The 16,053-nt window shown below is 71.4% G+C and carries 14 protein-coding genes, 1 tRNA gene and 3 pseudogenes; 10 read left to right on the top strand and 8 right to left on the bottom strand.

The window, feature by feature from the left end:
- Positions 1 to 9 precede the first annotated feature (9 nt).
- Entirely contained in the window at positions 10 to 1,455 is a 1,446-nt protein-coding gene (locus ABT122_RS10180) for an NAD-dependent succinate-semialdehyde dehydrogenase (protein WP_351548222.1), read from the top strand.
- A gap of 91 nt (positions 1,456 to 1,546) precedes the next feature.
- Positions 1,547 to 2,446, top strand: a complete 900-nt coding sequence (locus ABT122_RS10175) for a VOC family protein (RefSeq protein WP_351548219.1) — start codon at positions 1,547 to 1,549, stop codon at positions 2,444 to 2,446.
- A 223-nt stretch (positions 2,447 to 2,669) separates the two neighbouring features.
- Here ABT122_RS10175 and ABT122_RS10170 read toward each other — a convergent pair.
- Positions 2,670 to 2,897 (bottom strand): annotated as a pseudogene (locus ABT122_RS10170) (IclR family transcriptional regulator domain-containing protein); the annotation flags it as partial.
- 232 nt (positions 2,898 to 3,129) lie between these two features.
- Here ABT122_RS10170 and ABT122_RS10165 point away from each other — a divergent pair.
- A complete protein-coding gene (locus ABT122_RS10165) occupies positions 3,130 to 3,993 on the top strand; it encodes a lamin tail domain-containing protein (RefSeq protein WP_351548216.1) in 864 nt (287 codons plus the stop codon).
- 896 nt (positions 3,994 to 4,889) lie between these two features.
- Positions 4,890 to 5,225 (top strand): hypothetical protein, encoded by a 336-nt coding sequence (locus tag ABT122_RS10160; protein WP_351548213.1) that lies wholly within the window; start codon positions 4,890 to 4,892, stop codon positions 5,223 to 5,225.
- Positions 5,226 to 5,460: 235 nt separating this feature from the next.
- On the opposite strand, the gene ABT122_RS10155 is transcribed toward ABT122_RS10160, so the two are convergent.
- Positions 5,461 to 5,537: transfer RNA gene (locus tag ABT122_RS10155), tRNA-Pro, on the bottom strand.
- 124 nt (positions 5,538 to 5,661) lie between these two features.
- Here ABT122_RS10155 and ABT122_RS10150 point away from each other — a divergent pair.
- Entirely contained in the window at positions 5,662 to 6,135 is a 474-nt protein-coding gene (locus ABT122_RS10150; RefSeq protein ID WP_351548210.1) for a DUF309 domain-containing protein, read from the top strand.
- Positions 6,136 to 6,149: 14 nt separating this feature from the next.
- Here ABT122_RS10150 and ABT122_RS10145 read toward each other — a convergent pair whose 3' ends face one another.
- The 3 genes from ABT122_RS10145 to ABT122_RS10135 are packed head-to-tail and all read right to left on the bottom strand — an operon-like array spanning position 6,150 to position 8,534.
- A complete protein-coding gene (locus tag ABT122_RS10145; protein ID WP_351548207.1) occupies positions 6,150 to 6,917 on the bottom strand; it encodes a sulfite exporter TauE/SafE family protein in 768 nt (255 codons plus the stop codon).
- Complete coding sequence (locus tag ABT122_RS10140) at positions 6,914 to 7,651, bottom strand: nucleotidyltransferase domain-containing protein (protein WP_351548204.1); 738 nt, start codon at positions 7,649 to 7,651, stop codon at positions 6,914 to 6,916. Before ABT122_RS10140 ends, ABT122_RS10145 begins: the two co-directional genes overlap by 4 nt.
- Positions 7,652 to 7,706: 55 nt before the next feature.
- A complete protein-coding gene (locus tag ABT122_RS10135; RefSeq protein ID WP_351548201.1) occupies positions 7,707 to 8,534 on the bottom strand; it encodes an SAM-dependent methyltransferase in 828 nt (275 codons plus the stop codon).
- Positions 8,535 to 8,710: 176 nt separating this feature from the next.
- Between ABT122_RS10135 and ABT122_RS10130 the strand changes: the two genes are divergently transcribed.
- From ABT122_RS10130 to ABT122_RS10120, 3 genes are all read left to right on the top strand, one after another.
- Positions 8,711 to 9,508 carry an SMI1/KNR4 family protein gene (locus ABT122_RS10130; RefSeq protein WP_351548199.1) on the top strand — a complete coding sequence of 266 codons (798 nt, stop codon included), beginning with the start codon at positions 8,711 to 8,713 and terminating at the stop codon, positions 9,506 to 9,508.
- Between the two features lie 254 nt (positions 9,509 to 9,762).
- Positions 9,763 to 10,101: an imine reductase family protein gene (locus tag ABT122_RS10125; RefSeq protein ID WP_351548196.1), complete on the top strand. Its 339-nt coding sequence runs from the start codon at positions 9,763 to 9,765 to the stop codon at positions 10,099 to 10,101.
- 22 nt (positions 10,102 to 10,123) lie between these two features.
- Complete coding sequence (locus tag ABT122_RS10120) at positions 10,124 to 10,399, top strand: hypothetical protein (RefSeq protein WP_351548194.1); 276 nt, start codon at positions 10,124 to 10,126, stop codon at positions 10,397 to 10,399.
- On the opposite strand, the pseudogene ABT122_RS10115 reads toward ABT122_RS10120, so the two are convergent.
- The 3 genes and pseudogenes from ABT122_RS10115 to ABT122_RS10105 all read right to left on the bottom strand — a co-directional run bounded on the left by ABT122_RS10115 (position 10,396) and on the right by ABT122_RS10105 (position 13,565).
- A pseudogene (locus ABT122_RS10115) lies at positions 10,396 to 11,099 on the bottom strand (Tn3 family transposase). The gene ABT122_RS10120 and the pseudogene ABT122_RS10115 sit on opposite strands and share 4 nt — an antisense overlap.
- A 52-nt stretch (positions 11,100 to 11,151) precedes the next feature.
- Positions 11,152 to 13,224 (bottom strand): annotated as a pseudogene (locus ABT122_RS10110) (DUF4158 domain-containing protein); the annotation flags it as partial.
- Between the two features lie 206 nt (positions 13,225 to 13,430).
- Entirely contained in the window at positions 13,431 to 13,565 is a 135-nt protein-coding gene (locus ABT122_RS10105; protein ID WP_351548440.1) for a hypothetical protein, read from the bottom strand.
- On the opposite strand from ABT122_RS10105, the gene ABT122_RS10100 reads away from it, so the two are divergent.
- Both ABT122_RS10100 and ABT122_RS10095 read left to right on the top strand, forming a co-directional pair.
- Positions 13,522 to 14,475 carry a hypothetical protein gene (locus ABT122_RS10100; RefSeq protein ID WP_351548191.1) on the top strand — a complete coding sequence of 318 codons (954 nt, stop codon included), beginning with the start codon at positions 13,522 to 13,524 and terminating at the stop codon, positions 14,473 to 14,475. The genes ABT122_RS10105 and ABT122_RS10100 overlap by 44 nt on opposite strands.
- A 227-nt stretch (positions 14,476 to 14,702) precedes the next feature.
- The gene (locus ABT122_RS10095) at positions 14,703 to 15,635 is read left to right on the top strand and encodes a serine hydrolase domain-containing protein (protein ID WP_351548189.1); all 933 of its coding nucleotides are present in this window, start codon (positions 14,703 to 14,705) and stop codon (positions 15,633 to 15,635) included.
- The last annotated feature ends 418 nt before the right edge of the window (positions 15,636 to 16,053 follow it).

The raw sequence follows: 16,053 nt of genomic DNA, 5'->3' as shown, positions 1-16,053 counted from the left end.
GAATCCCCGATGACGACATCCCTGCCCTCGCCGTACTCCGATCTCATCATCGGCACGGCGCCCCCGAACCGCCGGCGCGACACGATCGCCGTGCTCGACCCCTCCTCCGGCGAGCTGCTGAGCAGCGTCCCCGACGGCACCGTCGACGACGGGCTCGCCGCTGTCGACGCGGCGGCGAAGGCCTTCCGTTCCTGGCGGGCGACCAGTCCGCGGGGGCGGGCCGAGATCCTCCGCCGCTGCTGGGAGGCGATGACCGAGCGCAGGGACGAGATCGCCCGGCTCATCTCGCTGGAGAACGGCAAGACGCTCTCCGACGCCCTGGGCGAGGTCGACTACGCGGCGGAGTTCTTCCGGTGGTACGCGGAGGAGACGGTACGGACGACGGGCCAGCTCGGCACCTCGCCGAACGGGGCCAACCAGATCATGGTCTCCTACGAGCCGATCGGGGTCGCCGTGCTGATCACCCCGTGGAACTTCCCGGCGGCCATGGCCACCCGGAAGATCGCGCCCGCGCTGGCCGCCGGTTGCCCGGTCGTCCTCAAGCCCGCATCGGAGACCCCGCTCACCAGCTACCTCATCGCACGCATCTGCGCGGAGGCGGGGGTTCCGGACGGTGTCATCAATGTCGTCACCACGAGCCGTTCCGGCGAGGTGGTGAGCGCGATGCTCCACGACCCCCGCGTGCGGGCCCTGTCGTTCACCGGCTCCACCGAGGTGGGGCGCGTCCTGCTGCGCGAGGCGGCTGACACGGTCCTCAAGTCCAGCATGGAACTGGGCGGAAACGCGCCCTTCATCGTGCTCGACGACGCCGACCCGGACCAGGCCGTCGACGGCCTGATGACCGCGAAGATGCGCAACGGCGGACAGGCGTGCACCGCGGCCAACCGTATCTATGTGCACCGCTCACTGGTCGGAGAGGTCTCCCGGCTGCTGGCCGGCCGGTTCGCCGAGCTGGTCGTCGGCCCGGGGACCGACCCGGCGACCGGGTGCGGCCCGCTGATCAACGACCGCGCCGTCGACAAGGTCGCCTCCCTGGTCGAGTCGGCGGTGGCCGCCGGTGCGCGGGTCCTCGTCGGCGGCGAACGGCCCGCGCGTGCGGGTTCGTTCTACGCGCCCACGGTCCTGGTCGACGTCCCGCCCCGGGCCGACATCGTGCGCACGGAGATCTTCGGCCCGGTCGCGGCCATCATCGCCTTCGACTCCGACGACGAGGCCGTCCGCGCCGCCAACGACACCCACCTCGGACTCGCGGCCTACGTCTACACCTCCGACCTGCGCCGCGGCCTGCGGATGGCCGGCGAACTCGAAGCCGGCATGGTCGCCGTCAATCGCGGGCTGCTCTCCGATCCCGCGGCACCGTTCGGCGGCGTCAAGGAGAGCGGTCTCGGCCGTGAGGGCGGTTCCGAGGGAATGCTCGAATTCATGGAATCGAAGTACATCGCCACCTCCTGGTGACCTCGGTCGCCTCGCCGGGCGACCGCGGCCGGCCTTTCGGCAAGAAAGCGAGAATCACATGCGCCTTCCCGTCCCCCATCCGATCACGAGCGTGCGATCCGTCGCGATAGCCGTCGAGAATCTGCCCGTCGCCAGGGGCTTCTACCGCGACCTCTGGCAACTCGATCTGGTCACCGAGGAGCAGGGCAGGAGCTACTTCGGGTCCGGATGCCCCAGCAACTACATCATCAAGCTGCGCGAGAACGATGTCGCCGGCATCGAACTCACCACGTTCGACGTCCGGGACCGGGCCGGAGTGGACCAATTGTTCGAGCGGGTCGCGCGGAGCGGCACGAAGATCATTCGCGAACCGGGTGACCGTGCCGAATTCGGCGGCGGCTACGCGTGCGCCTTCTTCGACTGCGACGGCCGGGCCATCGAACTCGCCACCGAGGTCGAGCAGCGTGCCCACCGCCCGGTCGAGCGCGGCGAGTCGAGGCCGAAGTTCATCAGCCATGCCGTCTTCAACACCACCGATGTGAACCGGGCGGTCGCCTGGTACGGCGAGGTCCTCGGCTTCAAGGTCTCGGACTGGCTCCAGGACTTCTTCTGCTTTCTGCGCACCGGAAGCTGGCACCACATCCTGGCGTTCGCCCATTCCCGGCACACGAGCCTGAACCATGTGTCCTTCGAACTCAACGGGATCGACGAGTTCATGCGCGGAACAGGACGACTGATGCGCGCGGGCGTCCAGCCGCTGTGGGGCCCCGGACGGCACGGCGCCGGGGACAACACCTACTCGTACTTCCAGGAGCCGTCCAGCGGTTTCGTCATGGAGTACACGACCGAGCTGATCCAGATCGACGAAGAGCACGGCTGGACCCCCAAAGTCTGGGGCACCACCCCCGAGGAGCAGGACCAGTGGGGAACCGCCAACGCCTTCGACGAACTGATCCTCGCGAAGATGTCACCGGCGAACGACCCCGTCCTGTGGACGCCGCCGAGCCTCTGACGGCGCATCCCCTCCGCCCCGCTCGGCCCCGGTGCTGTTCCCGGGGCCGAGCGAGCCCAAGGGGCCCCGCCGGGACGGGCCGCCGGCCCCTGGCCCGGCCCCAGTCCAGCCGCCAGCCCAGCGCGTGGGACAACGACCGGGCCGGCTCGACGACGCCCCGGAGCGTCGCGGCCGAGTGCCCGCCGTCCTCGTGGTAACCGATGGCCGCGGCCGAGGCCACAACCTCTCCGTGCCGGTCACGGATCGGAGCCGCCACCGACGCGCTCCACACCGTCACGTCCTGCGCCGTCACGGCCCAGCCATTCCGCCTCGTCGTCTCGAGGCGCTCGCGCAACTCCTGACGATCCGTGATCGAGAACCTGGTGAGCGGCGCCAGGGGTGACGCGAGGTACTCGTGCTGGTCACCGAAGCGATCGAGACGGCCGTGGCCGCCCGTGGCGGCCGGGTCCACGGCGTCGCCTTCCACACCGACAGGGGCGCCCGATACAGCGCTGACGCCTTCGCCGAGGTCTGCAACCGGCACGGCATCCGGCGCGGTATGGGCCAGGGCGGCGGGGTAATTTACCGGACCGTCCGCCCGGGTGCCCGGATTTTCCGATAGTCGGCATGGTTTGGAGGTCTGCCGACTACGTTCGGTCGGCGGATGCCTGGGATGGCCAGGTGGGGACAAGGGAGTTCAGGACATGCACACAGCCACGTCGACAGCCCATTGGCTGGACTTTGTGATGCTTCCGCCCGCGCCCCACGCCGGCGGGCTCGGCACGGGACAGCTGACCTGGGGGTTACCGCCGGAGGGCGGCGCACCCAACTCCCTCACCTTCCAGGGTGCCACCGGTGAGATCCCCACGGACGGCTCGGAGTTCGTCGTGGGAACCCTGACCCACGCGAACCGCCCCACCGGGGCCGGCCCCGGCTTCATCGCCCGGCTGGCACTGACCCTCACGTTCCCCGACGGCCGTTCTCTGCAGAACGGCTACGCGATCCGCCACCAGGAGACCCCGGACCTGGGCGGCCCCGTCGACGACGTGATCGACTTCCTCGGCGGCTGGGGCCCCGGGATCGACCTCGACGGCACCACCTACGTGGCCCACGTCACCAGGTTCGCGGCCCCGGGCCGGGAAACCACGCCGAGCCCGCTGGTGAACCCCTCCTTCGCCAGCCCGGAGAACAGTGACACCGCCGTCTCCGTGATGGCGGTCATGGTCCGCACCGACGCCCCGGACCTGCGGATCACCACCGTGCACCAGGGCAACATCGCACGCACCCAGTCGGACGAGTACGTGGAGATCCTCAACCGCAGCGTGTACCAGGTCAACCTCGACGGCTGGACCGTGGACGCGGGAGACGAGGGCCAGAATCTCGCCCTGCCGTCCGCGATCCTCTGGCCCGGACGGCGCATCCGGATTCACACCAACGAGATCCATCCGGAATGGGGCGGCTTCTCCTTCCACAGCAAGCGTGCGATCTGGAACGACAAGGGCGACACCGCCACCCTGCGCACCCCCTCGGGCACCGTCGCCTCCGAATACCGTTACGGCAGGGCCTGACCGACCACCGATCACCGGTCCCCGCCGCCGGGGACTGGTGAACACTCTCCACAGAGGCCCGGCCCCGTTGCGGTGTGGCACGCGCACAGCACGGTCCGGCAGGCAGGAGCACCGGCTCCACACCGCCGCCGATAAAGCCGATGCGGGCCGGGACGACCTACAGCAGAGGGCAGCGCCCGACGGAATCAATCCCGTCGAGCGCTGCCACACAGCCGGACCAGCTCGCGAACACCGTTCGGCCAAGCGGCTGCCGATGCCGATAGGCGGCGGGTGGGGGCATCTGCTCTCGGTTCTGCTCTTGCCGACTCGGCTGTTGTCGTAGGCGTGTGCCAGGATCTCTTTCAGCACTTGGAGGGCACCTGATGGCCATTGACTGGGACCGGATCGGGCAGCCGTCCTTCGACCGCGCCGGAAATGGAGACGGTTCTCGGCAGTGAACCCGAGGCCTTCGGCTTACGTCACCGAACTTCGAAATCACGATCGATAATTGGACCCTGGACATCGGGACCGTCCACTACTTCCATCACCGAATCGTCGCCACCAGTGGTGACGAAGCGCTGAGTGCCCTGCGAAGCGGACAGGCCGCGGGAAGGAAAGTGCTCCCGTGCCCCCCTACCGATGGTGAGCACTACCGCGTGCTTCTAGGCGGCGCTCCTGATGACGGTCTGTCCCTCATCCCCACACCGCTCGATCTACCAGGCTTTCCTGAACCTCGTTAGTCCCCGCCTGAAGAAGTCTCGGCGGCCGACTGCGCGGTCGGCCGTCCGCGTACATCGCAACCCGATCGACAGGCTGCTCTGTTGCTTCGGTGCCATAAGAACTCCTCACGGAATGACCCGCTTGGCTTCTTCACGGGCCCGGTGATGGGTGACGCATGTGGTTGCTACTGTCCGGGCGTGACCCTCACCGACCTCAGCAACGGCTTCCGTGACGACGAACAGAGACGGCGTGTCCGGGCGGTCATTCATGATCGCCTGGCAGACGACCGTGCCCCGCAGGAGTGTCGCTACCTCATGCGGTTCTGGTGGCAGCTGAGCATGCCGTATCGCGAGCTGTCGATGCAGGATCTGAGGTTGAACGTCCACCAGCCGAAGCTTGACGTGGTGGAGGAACTGATCAACGCCATCAGGTCGTCCCATGCTCAGATCGATGCCTGGGCTGCGGATGCCGAGCATGCCTTCCCGGTTGTTGAAGATCGTGGCTTTCGGGGTTCCTCGGGCAGCGAGAGCTAGGACGTCGGCAGGCTTCTCAATCGTCTCTCACCACCCAGCGCTACCTCCACCCAGACATGTCTCAGATCACTGGTGCCGGGACCGCCTTCACCGCCCACCTCAACCCCGTCCGCGCGCCCCTCGGCCCGGCCGTCCAGCCCGCCCCCGGAAGGCGCCGCTGGGCCGCGTGGTCCCCCAGAACAACGGAAAGGCGGCACCGGATTTCTCCGATACCGCCTGCGACCTGCGAAAACGCTGGTCGGGACGACAGGATTTGAACCTGCGACCCCTTGACCCCCAGTCAAGTGCGCTACCAAGCTGCGCCACGTCCCGTTCGCGCGCCCTGGTGGGCCGAGGCCCGGCGCGCAGGGACAACATTACCCCACTCTCCGGGCGGACCCGACCCGCCCGATCACGGTCGGTGCGGCACTCGCGGGACTCGGTGAGAATCGGGGGCATGACCAGCGCACCGCGAGACCGGGACACCGAAGGGCGCGCCCGCAGCGCGCGCCCCCGTGACGGGCTGGGGCGACCGCTGCCGTACGGCGCTCCGGGGGTGGAGCGGCAGCCCGAGGGGGTGGTGCGCTCGCCCGGGGGGACGCTGGCGGAGGCGCAGGCGCTACTGGACGAGGGGAAGCCGTTCCACGCCCACGAGGTCTTCGAGGACGCCTGGAAGTCCGGGCCACAGGAGGAGCGCGAGCTGTGGCGGGGGCTGGCGCAGCTCGCGGTCGGGCTGACCCACGCGGCGCGCGGAAACGCCCGGGGCGGGGCGCGGCTGCTGCTGCGCGGGGCGGACCGGATCGCCGGGTTCCGCGATCCCCACGGCATCGATGTGGCGGGGCTCGTGCTCTGGGCGCGGGAACTGGTGGCCCGGGTGGAGGCGGGTGCCGGGGCCGACGCCCGCGCCGAGGCTCCCCGCCTGACGCGCTGACCGGGGCGCCCCGCTCAACCCGAGGGCGGGACGAGCAGCAGATGGAGCGCGCCGAGCACCGTCGCCCCGATGACCAGCCGGTCGAAGAGGAGTTGATCGATCCGGTCGGCGCACCGCTTCCCCAGCCAGGCCCCCGGCAGCACCAGGAGCACCAGGGCCGCGTCCAGCAGCAGCGAGCGCCGGTCGATGAGACCGAGCCCGACACTGAAGGGCACCTTCGAGGTGTTCACAATGAGGAAGAACCAGGCGGATGTGCCCAGGAAGCCCAGCTTCCGGAAGCCGGCGGAGAGCAGATAGAGGGACATCACCGGCCCGCCCGCGTTGGCCACCATGGTGGTGAAGCCGCCGAGCACGCCATAGGAGCGGGCCTTCAGCCGGCCCGGGTCCCCCTCCCCCGCTGTCGGGGCCTCCCCGGTGCCGGGCCGGTGCCGCCACCCGGTGACCCCGGCCATCAGCAGCAGGATCGCGCCGATGGAGACGCGTACCGCCCGGTCGTCGGCCCAGAACAGAAAGCCGGTGCCGGCCACGACCCCGGCGGCGACGGCGGGGAAGAGCCTCAGCAGGGTCGGCCAGTGGGTGTGGTGGCGGTAGACGGCGACGGCGACCAGATCGCCCGCGATCAGGATCGGCAGCAGGACCCCGGTCGACTCCCGGGCGGGCAGCACGGCCGCGAAGATCGCGAGGCTGATGGTGTTGGCGCCGCTGACGGCCGTCTTGGAGAAGCCGACCAGCACAGCGGCGAAGGCGAGCGCGGCGCATTCCCAGCCCCCGAGGGCGGTCATGCCGCGGCGCGCCCCACGAGCCCGGCGAGCGTGGGCCCCAGGCGGGCGGCGAGGGCGGGGTCGGTCTGCTCCAGCTCGCCGGTGAGCGCGGTGACGGCGGCCTCCAGGGCGCGGCGCAGCTCCGGCTCGGTCAGCGAGCGGACCAGGGCCGGCTCCAGTGCGGCGGCCGTGGCGGCGGGGAGCAGATGCGCGCCCCTGCCGTTCGCGGCGGGCAGCCCGAGCCGCAGACAGGCGAGGGTGATCACCACGGCGCGCAGGGAGCCGATCCAGTGCTCGCACTGCCACCAGTGGCGCCGCTCCAGGCAGTTGCGGGCGTGCAGAGCGTGGTGCCAGGCGCGACCGGCGAGGGCGCGGGTGTCCGGAGGGGGAAAGGGGGCCTGGGGCAGCTCGCGCCCGAAGAGGGTCCGCCACTGCGGTCCCCGGGCACCGAACCGCTCCTCGGGCGTGAAGTTGAGATCGGCCTCGTACGGGCCGGGCAGCAGGAAGATCCGGATGATCCGGTCGTCCGACGGCAGGTCCCAGTGGTGCAGCGCGCCGAACTCCTCGTACAGACGGCGTGTCCAGCGGCCGGCCGGCGCGGCGAGGTCACCGCGGACCGCGAGTGCGAGGTCGATGTCCGACCAGCGGTCGGCGTCCCCGGTGGCGAGGGAGCCGGTGAGCGCCGCCCCGGTGATGGTGTCGTCGGTACGGGCGAGGTCGAGCAGCCCGGCGGCTATGCGGTCCCTGTCGTCCATGGGGGTCATTATCCGCGCCGGGCGCCCGGGGGCCGGGGCTTGTCGGGGGCGGGGGTCAGGGTTTGCGGCCCACACCGCAGTAGGCGTCGACCTGCTCGGCGCCGCCGGGGAGCGGCGCGGCGCCGTCCGGGCGCCAGTGGGTGACGCGGACGATGCCGGGTTCCACCAGTTCCAGCCCGTCGAAGAATCCGGCGATCTCGGCGACGGGGCGCACGTGGTAGGGGATGGCGCCGCTGGCGTTGTACGCCTCGGAGGCGGCGATCATGCCGGGGCTGGTGGCGGTGGAGTCGCAGATCACCAGATGCGAGCCGGAGGGCAGTTGCTCCATGAACCGGCGGACCAGCTCGCGCGCCCGCCCGTGGTCGCCGACGTGCCCCAGGACGTTGAGGAGCATCAGGGCCACCGGCTGCGAGGTGTCCAGGACCCGTACCGCCTGCTCCATCACGGCCTCGGGCTCATGGAGATCGGCGTCGATGTACGCGGTCCTGCCCTCGGGTGTGCTGGTGAGCAGCGCGCGGGCGTGGGCCAGGACCAGCGGGTCGTTGTCGACGTACACGACATGGGCGCCGGGCGTGATCCGCTGGGCGACCTCATGGGTGTTGTCGGCGGTCGGCAGGCCGGTGCCGATGTCCAGGAAGTGGCGGACGCCCTGCTCCCCGGCGAGATACCCGACCGCCCGGCCGAGGAATTCGCGGCTGGTGCGCGCCACGTCGACGAGCCCGGGGAAGATCTGCTTGATCTGGTCCCCGAGCACCCGGTCGACCTCGTAGTTGTCCTTGCCCCCGACGAAGTAGTTCCAGAAGCGGGCCGAGTGGGGTGTCCTGGTGTCGATCCGGGCGCGGACACCCTCGGCACGGGAGAGGCTGACATCGGGTTCGGTCACGGAAAAGCCTTCTGCGGACGGTTGTTGACAGTTGTACGGGTCCCCAACCTAGACGAAGCCCCCAGGCCACGCCCACCACATGGGGGAGAAAGGCGCGCCGCGCAGGGGCGGGCGGGCCGGGGCGGCGCCCGGGGCCCAGGGGCCGCCGGGCGAACCGTCCTGGCAGACTCGGTCCGGTGAGACCTGATCTGTCGCAGCTCCGGCATCTGATCGAGGCGTCCCCCGGATTCGGCCGCGCCCCGGCCGCCGCCCTCCCGGAGCCGGCGCTCCGCGCGGCCGAGGCCCGCACCGGCCCGCTGCCGGTGTCGTACCGCTGGTGGCTGAGCGCGTTCGGCCACGGCCGGGCCGGAGGAGCGGAGATCGCGACCCTCGCACCGGAGACCGACACCGACACCGACGAGCTGTACGAGGACATCACCGCCGGGTGGCGGCGGACCGGCACCCGGCTGTGTTTCGCGGTCGAACCGGACTGCGGTGAAAGCTACTTCTTCGCCCTCGACCGGCGCGGGGATGCCGGTGACGGGGAACACCCGGTGGTGCGCCGCGACGGGCTCGACGGTGAGGAGTACCCGGTGGCGGAGTCCTTCGCCGGGTTCCTGGCCGTCGCGGCGGCCCGCTCGCGCGGACTCGGCGACGGGCCCAACCCGACGGTCGCCCGGCTGTGGCGGTCGACGCCGGGCGCCCTGCTCGGCAACGGCGTGCTGATCTACGGTCCGCACCTCGTCCAGGAGCGCAACAGGACCTTCGGCATGGCGCGGCGCGCGCCCGGCTGGGTGTTGATCGGGGACGACGGCGAGGGCGGCGGACTCCTCATGCGCCACCACGGCCGCGACCGGACCACGGTGTACCGACAGGATCTCGGCACGCTCGGCGACCGTATCGGCCCACCCGGCACAGGAGCCGAGCCGCTGACGGACGATCTCATCGGCTGGATGGACGCGGCCCGGTCCGGGAGCACCCCCGCCGGGGCGTGACCCAGCGCTCCGCCGGAGCGGGCCGGTCCGTCAGCCCGCCGGAGAAGGGGGAGGTCGGCGGGGGCGGCAGGGCACGGACGTCCTCGGTGGCCGGCGAGGTGCCGCGGTCGAAGGCCGCGGTGCGGGCGGCGGGCCCGAGGGCCGCGCGGGCGGCGTGGGAGATCCGGTCCGCGTCGCCGCGTTCCGCCGGGGGCAGCGGCGCGCCGGCGCGGTGGACACGGTGCCGCGGACCATCGGCACCCCCGGAGGCGTTCGTGCTCCACGCGGGCGACCGCGCCGCCTTCGAGGCGAACCGCGCCGCGCTGGGCCTCCTCGGCCCGAGCGGCTTCGCCGGGGACGACGCGGGGCCGGCGGCGGTGTACGGCATCGCCGTCCTCAGCGGGACGCACGGCATGTTCTCCGGCTTCCTCCAGGCGGTGGCCCTCGCCCGCTCGGAGGGGATCACCGCGGCGGAGGTCACGGCCCGCCCGGTGCCCTGGCTCAAGGCGGCGGCCGGCGCCCTTCGCCCAGGGGCACGCGCGGGAGAGCCTGGGGTCCGAGTAGGAACGGCCCAGGAAACCGGTGTTGCTGTCAGAAGTTTTGACAGCCGGTGATCCGGGTGGTCAGGGTGTCGGGGTGAGCGATGACTCGACGATCGGTTTCCTGAAGGCGGACGTGGCGCGGTTCTGCGCCGGTCTGGACGAGCTGGCTCCCGCGATCCGGCTGCGGCTCGTGACTCAGCTGCGGCAGGCGCTGGGGGAGGTGACGGACACGGCCCTGGACAAGGGGATGGCCGCGGCGAGGGCGGAGGGCTGGGGACTGCGGCAGATCGGCGCGCAGGTGGGTCTGTCGCATGAGAAGGTCCGGTACCGGCTCGCCCGGGTGTCGGACGAGCCGGAGGGGTCTTCCTAGAGCACGGTGCTGGCGGTTTCGGGCTTGCGGGTGGAGCGGAGCTGTCCGCCTTCGACCTCGGCGGGCAGGGCGAGGCTGTAGCGGCCGTGGAAGTTGATGTGGGCGTACTTCAGCGGGGAGAGGCGGGCGATGTCCTCGTCCCGGATGTGGATGCCCTCGGCGCGCATCTCGGCGATGATCTGCTGCAAGTAGACGGTGTTCCACAGGATGACGATGTTGAGCATCAGCCCCAGGGCCCGAGCTGATCCTCCTGGCCCTCCCTGTACGAGCGCCGGAGTTCGCCCTTCTGGCCGTGGAAGATCTTCCGGGCAAGGCTGTGGCGGGACTCCTGCCGGTTGAGCTGGGTGTTGATGCGCCGCCGCAGCAGCTCGTCGGTGAAGTACGAGGACAGGTAGGCGCTGCGGTCCAGGCGGCCGATCTCCATGATGGCCTTGCCGGTCGGGGTGGGCTTGCCGCCCGGGGCGAGGACGCGCAGGACCTCGGAGGCTTTGATCGTGCCGGAGTGGAGGGAGCCGGCGACGCGCAGGACGTCGTCCCAGTGGCTGGTGATCTGCTTGAGGTTGACCCGGTCGCGGGTGAGCGGGTTGAGCGGGCCGTAGTCGGCGTCCGGGTCGGCCCGGTAGAGGGTGGCGCTGCCGGAGTCGGCCAGGCGGGGGGGGGAGAACTGGTAGCCCAGGAGGCGGAAGAGGCCGAAGACAATCTCGGAGGAGCCGTGGGTGTCCGAGGTGACCTCGACGGGGGCGCAGGGCGGTCGCCTGTTCGAGGAGGCCGTCGAGGATGTAGAAGGAGTCGCGCTGGGTGCCGGGGATCAGGATGCCGTGGAGGCCGCTGAACTGGTCCGAGAGGAAGTTGTAGAAGGTCACTCCGCGCCGGCGGGTGCCGAAGTATTTCGGGTTCGGTCCGGAGTTCAGGGTGCGGATCGGGGTGATGAAGCGCAGGCCGTCGGCGGAGGCCAGCTCGCCGCCGACGTTGGTGGCCTCGGCGGTGAGGACGGCGGCCATGGAGAGTTCGAGGTCGTCCATCCGTGAGTTGGCTTCGGAGACGTGGGTGAAGTCGCTCAGGTAGGGGGTCCAGGAGTTGACCTCCAGGACCATCTCGGGCAGGTCGACGGCCGGGAGGCGGGCTTCGACCTCGCGGTGGAGTTCGCGCAGGGAGAGGGGTTCGTCCAGGCGGTCCAGGCCGGTGAGGATGATCCGGTCCCGGCCGCCCTGCTGCTCGATCCGTACGGCGGGGTTGGCGGCCAGGCCGTCGGCGAACGCCTGGTGGGCGGCGTCGAGGCGGCCGGTCCAGTTGGCGAGGAGTGTGTCCGGCTGCGGGTCGAGGTCGAGTTCCTCGCAGACGCGCAAGCGGGCGGCCTCCCATGCGGTGTCGTTGAGCAGCCGGGCGTTGGGGTCGCCCCATTTGCGCAGGCCCGGAACGTAGACCTCGTGCCGGTGGAGGGCGGTGCGCAGGGCCTCGGTGGAGGCGACGACCAGGGCGCGTTTCTCGACGCTGCCCACGGGCATCGGCGGGGGCGGGAAGACCAGGCGCCGCCACGCGGGGGTGAGGAACCGGGCGGGGACCTCCCATCCCTGAATGGGGCGGCGCCTGCCCTTGAGGGACTTCACGAACGCGAGCGCGTCGAGCACCGGCTCGCCCGCCGGGCTCGCCTCGAACGCGAACGTCTTCAGCAGGTCGGGGAGGAAGCGGGCGATGGTGTTGTAGCGGGCGGCCAGCATCTGCTCGGCGCCGTCGTCGGGCTCCTGGGCCAGCACCTCGACCGTCTCCGCGGCGGTATGGAACGGGGACACGTCCATGGCGTCGAGGACGGCACGGATATCGCCGTCCGGGTCGGCGGCAGCCGAGGACACGGTGATCCAGGCCGTGCGCAGCAGGATCGCCGCGGCGTCCAGGCCCTTGAGCGTCCGCAGCCGCTGTCGGGTCATCTTGGTGCTGGAGGAGCGGATCAGGTCGCCCATCACCAGGTCGAACACCTCGATCGCCTCGTCGGCGGCGATCTGCGGCATCACTGCGGCGAACGCCACCAGGGTGGCCAGGCGCCGCTCGCCGGCGAGGTCGGAAACCGCCTGGGCGCGGGCCGCCCGAGCGAAGCGCACCAGCGACTGGAGCCGCCCCGGGGGTATCGCGGACAGATCCCACCCGTCCCCGCCGAACGCGCGCAGTGCCTCGTACCGCTCAAGAGCCTTGCCCACCCCGCGGGCGGTGATGTCCCTCGGCGAGCGGCGCAGCCGGTCCAGCTCGGACAGCCGCTTCCCCGCAGGGACGACGACCAGGTGCTGGAGTCCGCCCGCCTGCCGGGCACTCGGGGCCGCGGCGAGCGTCGCCCACAGGCGCTTCTCGGCCCGCTCACGCGTGCCGGAGACCAGGCGTTCCAGCACGGTCACCCCAGGCAGCACCACCTTCCGGTCGACCAGCCGTTTCGTGGCCAGGTCGAACAGCAGGGTCGGGCGCTCGGACCCGATCCACGCCCGCTGGTACAGCCACCGGGCCAGGCCGAACCACTGGTCGAAGCCGAACTTCACGTACCCGTACGCGCTGCGGATCTGCTCCTGGTGGTCCCAGCGGGCCTCCCGGGAGCCGTACCCGGCGAACGAGGTGGGGTCCAGTCCGAGCTGTTCGGCGACCTAGTCGACCACCACGCCGGGGACGTCCTCCGGGTTGTCGAGGAAGGTCCCCAGGTAACGGACGGTTCCGAGCTGAACGGCGAGGCCGATCCGGTTCCGGGCGCCCTTGGCGGCCATCGCCCGGCGCCGCGCGGTCCGGTCCAGGAGGAACGACCCCGCGAGCTGGCCCTCGTCCGGGTCTCCGGCGAACCGGCCGAACCGGCGGCGCTTGCTCCTCGATCAGAAAGCTGGTGGGCACCTGCGCGCTCCTCGATCTTGGGGCCTGCTCTCGCGCGTGACGCTTCCAGCGGCCCGGACCGGTGGTGCGGCGATTTCCTGTTCCGGCCCGGCCGGGCGGCGCCTTCTGGTACGGGACGGGCGGGTGGATGGTGGGCCAGGTGGTGGAGGTTCGCGGACCGGCCGGGTGATCACACCGCCGTGCGGGCGGCCGGCTGATCGGCCCCGTCGGGAACATGGACAACAGTCTGGTTGCCGAGGGAGGGCGGATCTGTCGTGGAGGTGTCCGGGACACGGTCCCTGGTACGCAGGATGTGGGTGCTCAACCCGCCGATGGTCGCCACGGTGGTGGTCGCGGGCTTGTTCCTGGCGACCGCTCTGGTGGGGCTGGTCGTGGACGGGCGGGAGATCACGGGGCAGCCGGCGTGGGCGAAGCCCGCCCGGTTCGCGTTCTCCTTCGGCCTGTTCGCCGTCACGCTGATCTGGCTGATGTCCTTCGTCCGGGGCCATGTCCGTCTGGTGAGCGTGATGTCCTGGACAGCGGTGGTGTGCGTGGCCGTCGAGGGCGCGGGCGGCACCTGGGCGGTGGCGGAGGGGACCACCAGCCACTTCAACTTCACCAGCGTTGTCAGCGTCGTGAGGATCATGACCATGCTGGCGGCGTCGCTGGTGCTGCTGGTGATCGGTCTGGTGACCGTGTTCCTGCTGCTACGGGGACGGGTCGAGCCGCCGGCCCTGGCCTGGGCCCTGCGGCTGGGGATGGTGGTGGTCACCGTGAGCATGGTCGCCGTCTACCTCATGGTGCAGGCCACGCCCGCGCAGGAGGCCGCCGCCGACCTGGGGCGCGGTATGCCATACATCGGCGCGCACACGGTCGGCCCGCCCGACGGCGGCCCGGGGTGGCCGGTCACCAACTTCAGCACCGTCGGCGGGGACTGGCGCGTCCCGCACTTCGTGGGCGTCCACTCCCTCCAGGCCCTGATTCTGCTGGGCCTGCTCCTCACCCTCGGCCCCCGGCTCCTCGGTCCCCGGCACCGTACCGCCCTGGTCTGGATCGCCGCCGCCTGCTGCCTCGGCCTGACGGGGATCCTCACCTGGCAGGCCCACCGGGGGCAGCCCGTCACCTCCCCGGACAGTGCCACCGGCCTCGCGCTGGCGGCCCTGGCTGTCGCCACCGCGGCGGCCACCACCGTGGTCTTCCTCCACTCACGCACCACGCAGCAGCACCCCGCCTGAAAACGATCGCCCAGGTCGGAAGAAGCATCCAGAGGGGCGGGGAGGCCGAGGCGGCATGCTGGGAACGGGACTGAGGGCCGGACTGGCCGCCGCTTGTCCGTCACCGCGCCCAAGACCCGTGCCCGGGTCGTCGCCCGCTGTCTCCGATCCACCCTCGCCTCCTCCGGGGCGGATGTCCCCATGAGCAGCTTCCACCATATTTCATCCGTATATGTTTGGCTTGCGTCATGACGCTGACCGGAGCGGTGCTGGTGACCCGTGGCAGCACCATCGTGTACGAGGCGTACACGGATACCGCCGGGCCGGGGACACGCTTTCAGATCGCCTCCCTCAGCAAGCAGTTCACGGCCGCCGCCGCTCTTCTCCTCGCCGGGGACGGGCTCCTGTCCCTCTCCGACCCGATGGCCCACCGGCTGCCGGGCAGCCCGGCAGCGTGGGCCGGTATCACTGCGCACCATCTGCTGACGCACACCTCCGGACTGCCCCACTGGGATGCTGCTACCGGGTCCGGACCCCGCGTGCCGCTCTCCCGCGCGGACACCGCCGCCCGCGTGATGCGCCTGCTCCCGCTCACCGCCCCGGGCCGGCGCTGGCGCTACAGCAGCCCCGGCTACGTCCTGGCCGCCCTGCTGATCGAGTACGTCACCGGGCACCCGTACCAGGACATCCTGCGTGACCGGGTCCTTGACCCACTGAGCCTCCACCACACCGGCACCGGCGACGGTACGGGCTCCGGGGCGACGGACCCCTCGTGCCTCCCGGGCGCCGGGGACCTGTGGTCCACCGCCCGGGACCTCGCCCGCTGGGCCCGGGCGCTGGAACAGGGACGGCTCCTGGGCCCCGGTCCCCTCCACCTCATGTTCACCGCCCACGCCGTCCCCGAGCCTCACGGCCACACACCGCTGACCGCCACCGGATACGGCTACGGAGTCTTCCTCGGCACGCTGTCCGGGCACCCGGCCCGTTTCCACCACGGCGACAACCCCGGCCACCGCTCTCTCCTCGTCCGGCTCCCCCACCTGGACACCGGCATCGTCATCCTGTCCCGAGGCAACGACACCGACCCGTACACGACCCTGACCACTCTGCTCACCACACCCACACTCCGCCCTCTCCACTCCCGCCACCCGCCGAAGACCCGGCCGCCCGGCGACAGCTGACCCCGACAGCCGCCGGACACCCGGCTCTGCCGAGCCGAGGGGCCGTCCACAGCCGACACGGGGACCGCCCCGGCGGGCCCGCTCTGTGCGCGCCGGGGCGGTGCCCGGCGCCGGGCACCGGGGTTCTTTCGCTGCCGGAGTGCGGGACGTGTGGGTGTACGGATCGGCAACCGCCAGGTCACCGGAAGAGCGGCGGCGGGAGCGGGCGGTACAGGCGGCGGTGGCGCGTGCGGCGGTGACCGGGCGGTGCTCTTCGCCGGTGGAGCCCGGTCAGCCGGTGCAGCCGGGCACCGGTGCGGTGGAGCCGGTGCAGTTGTTCGGGAGGTTGTCCGTGACCGGTGACCGCGAGGTGGTGGCGGTGCCGCCGTTGAGGATGCCGCCGGCGGTCTCGGCGGCCTGGTTGCCGGTGACGGCGGTG

Origin of the sequence: Streptomyces sp. NPDC001985, assembly GCF_040296845.1 — a bacterium.
In the GTDB taxonomy this organism is placed as follows: Bacteria; Actinomycetota; Actinomycetes; order Streptomycetales; family Streptomycetaceae; genus Streptomyces.
Note: the sequence above shows the minus strand (reverse complement) of the source record. Positions and strands in the feature narration are given on the sequence as shown.

What these genes read in the sequence shown, in the direction of transcription:
- ABT122_RS10180 (WP_351548222.1), top strand. Translation starts at nt 10, where the DNA reads ATGACGACATCCCTGCCCTCGCCGTACTCCGATCTCATCATCGGCACG.
- ABT122_RS10165 (WP_351548216.1), top strand. Translation starts at nt 3,130, where the DNA reads ATGCACACAGCCACGTCGACAGCCCATTGGCTGGACTTTGTGATGCTT.
- ABT122_RS10150 (WP_351548210.1), top strand. Translation starts at nt 5,662, where the DNA reads ATGACCAGCGCACCGCGAGACCGGGACACCGAAGGGCGCGCCCGCAGC.
- ABT122_RS10145 (WP_351548207.1), bottom strand. Translation starts at nt 6,917, where the DNA reads ATGACCGCCCTCGGGGGCTGGGAATGCGCCGCGCTCGCCTTCGCCGCT.
- ABT122_RS10140 (WP_351548204.1), bottom strand. Translation starts at nt 7,651, where the DNA reads ATGGACGACAGGGACCGCATAGCCGCCGGGCTGCTCGACCTCGCCCGT.
- ABT122_RS10095 (WP_351548189.1), top strand. Translation starts at nt 14,703, where the DNA reads ATGACGCTGACCGGAGCGGTGCTGGTGACCCGTGGCAGCACCATCGTG.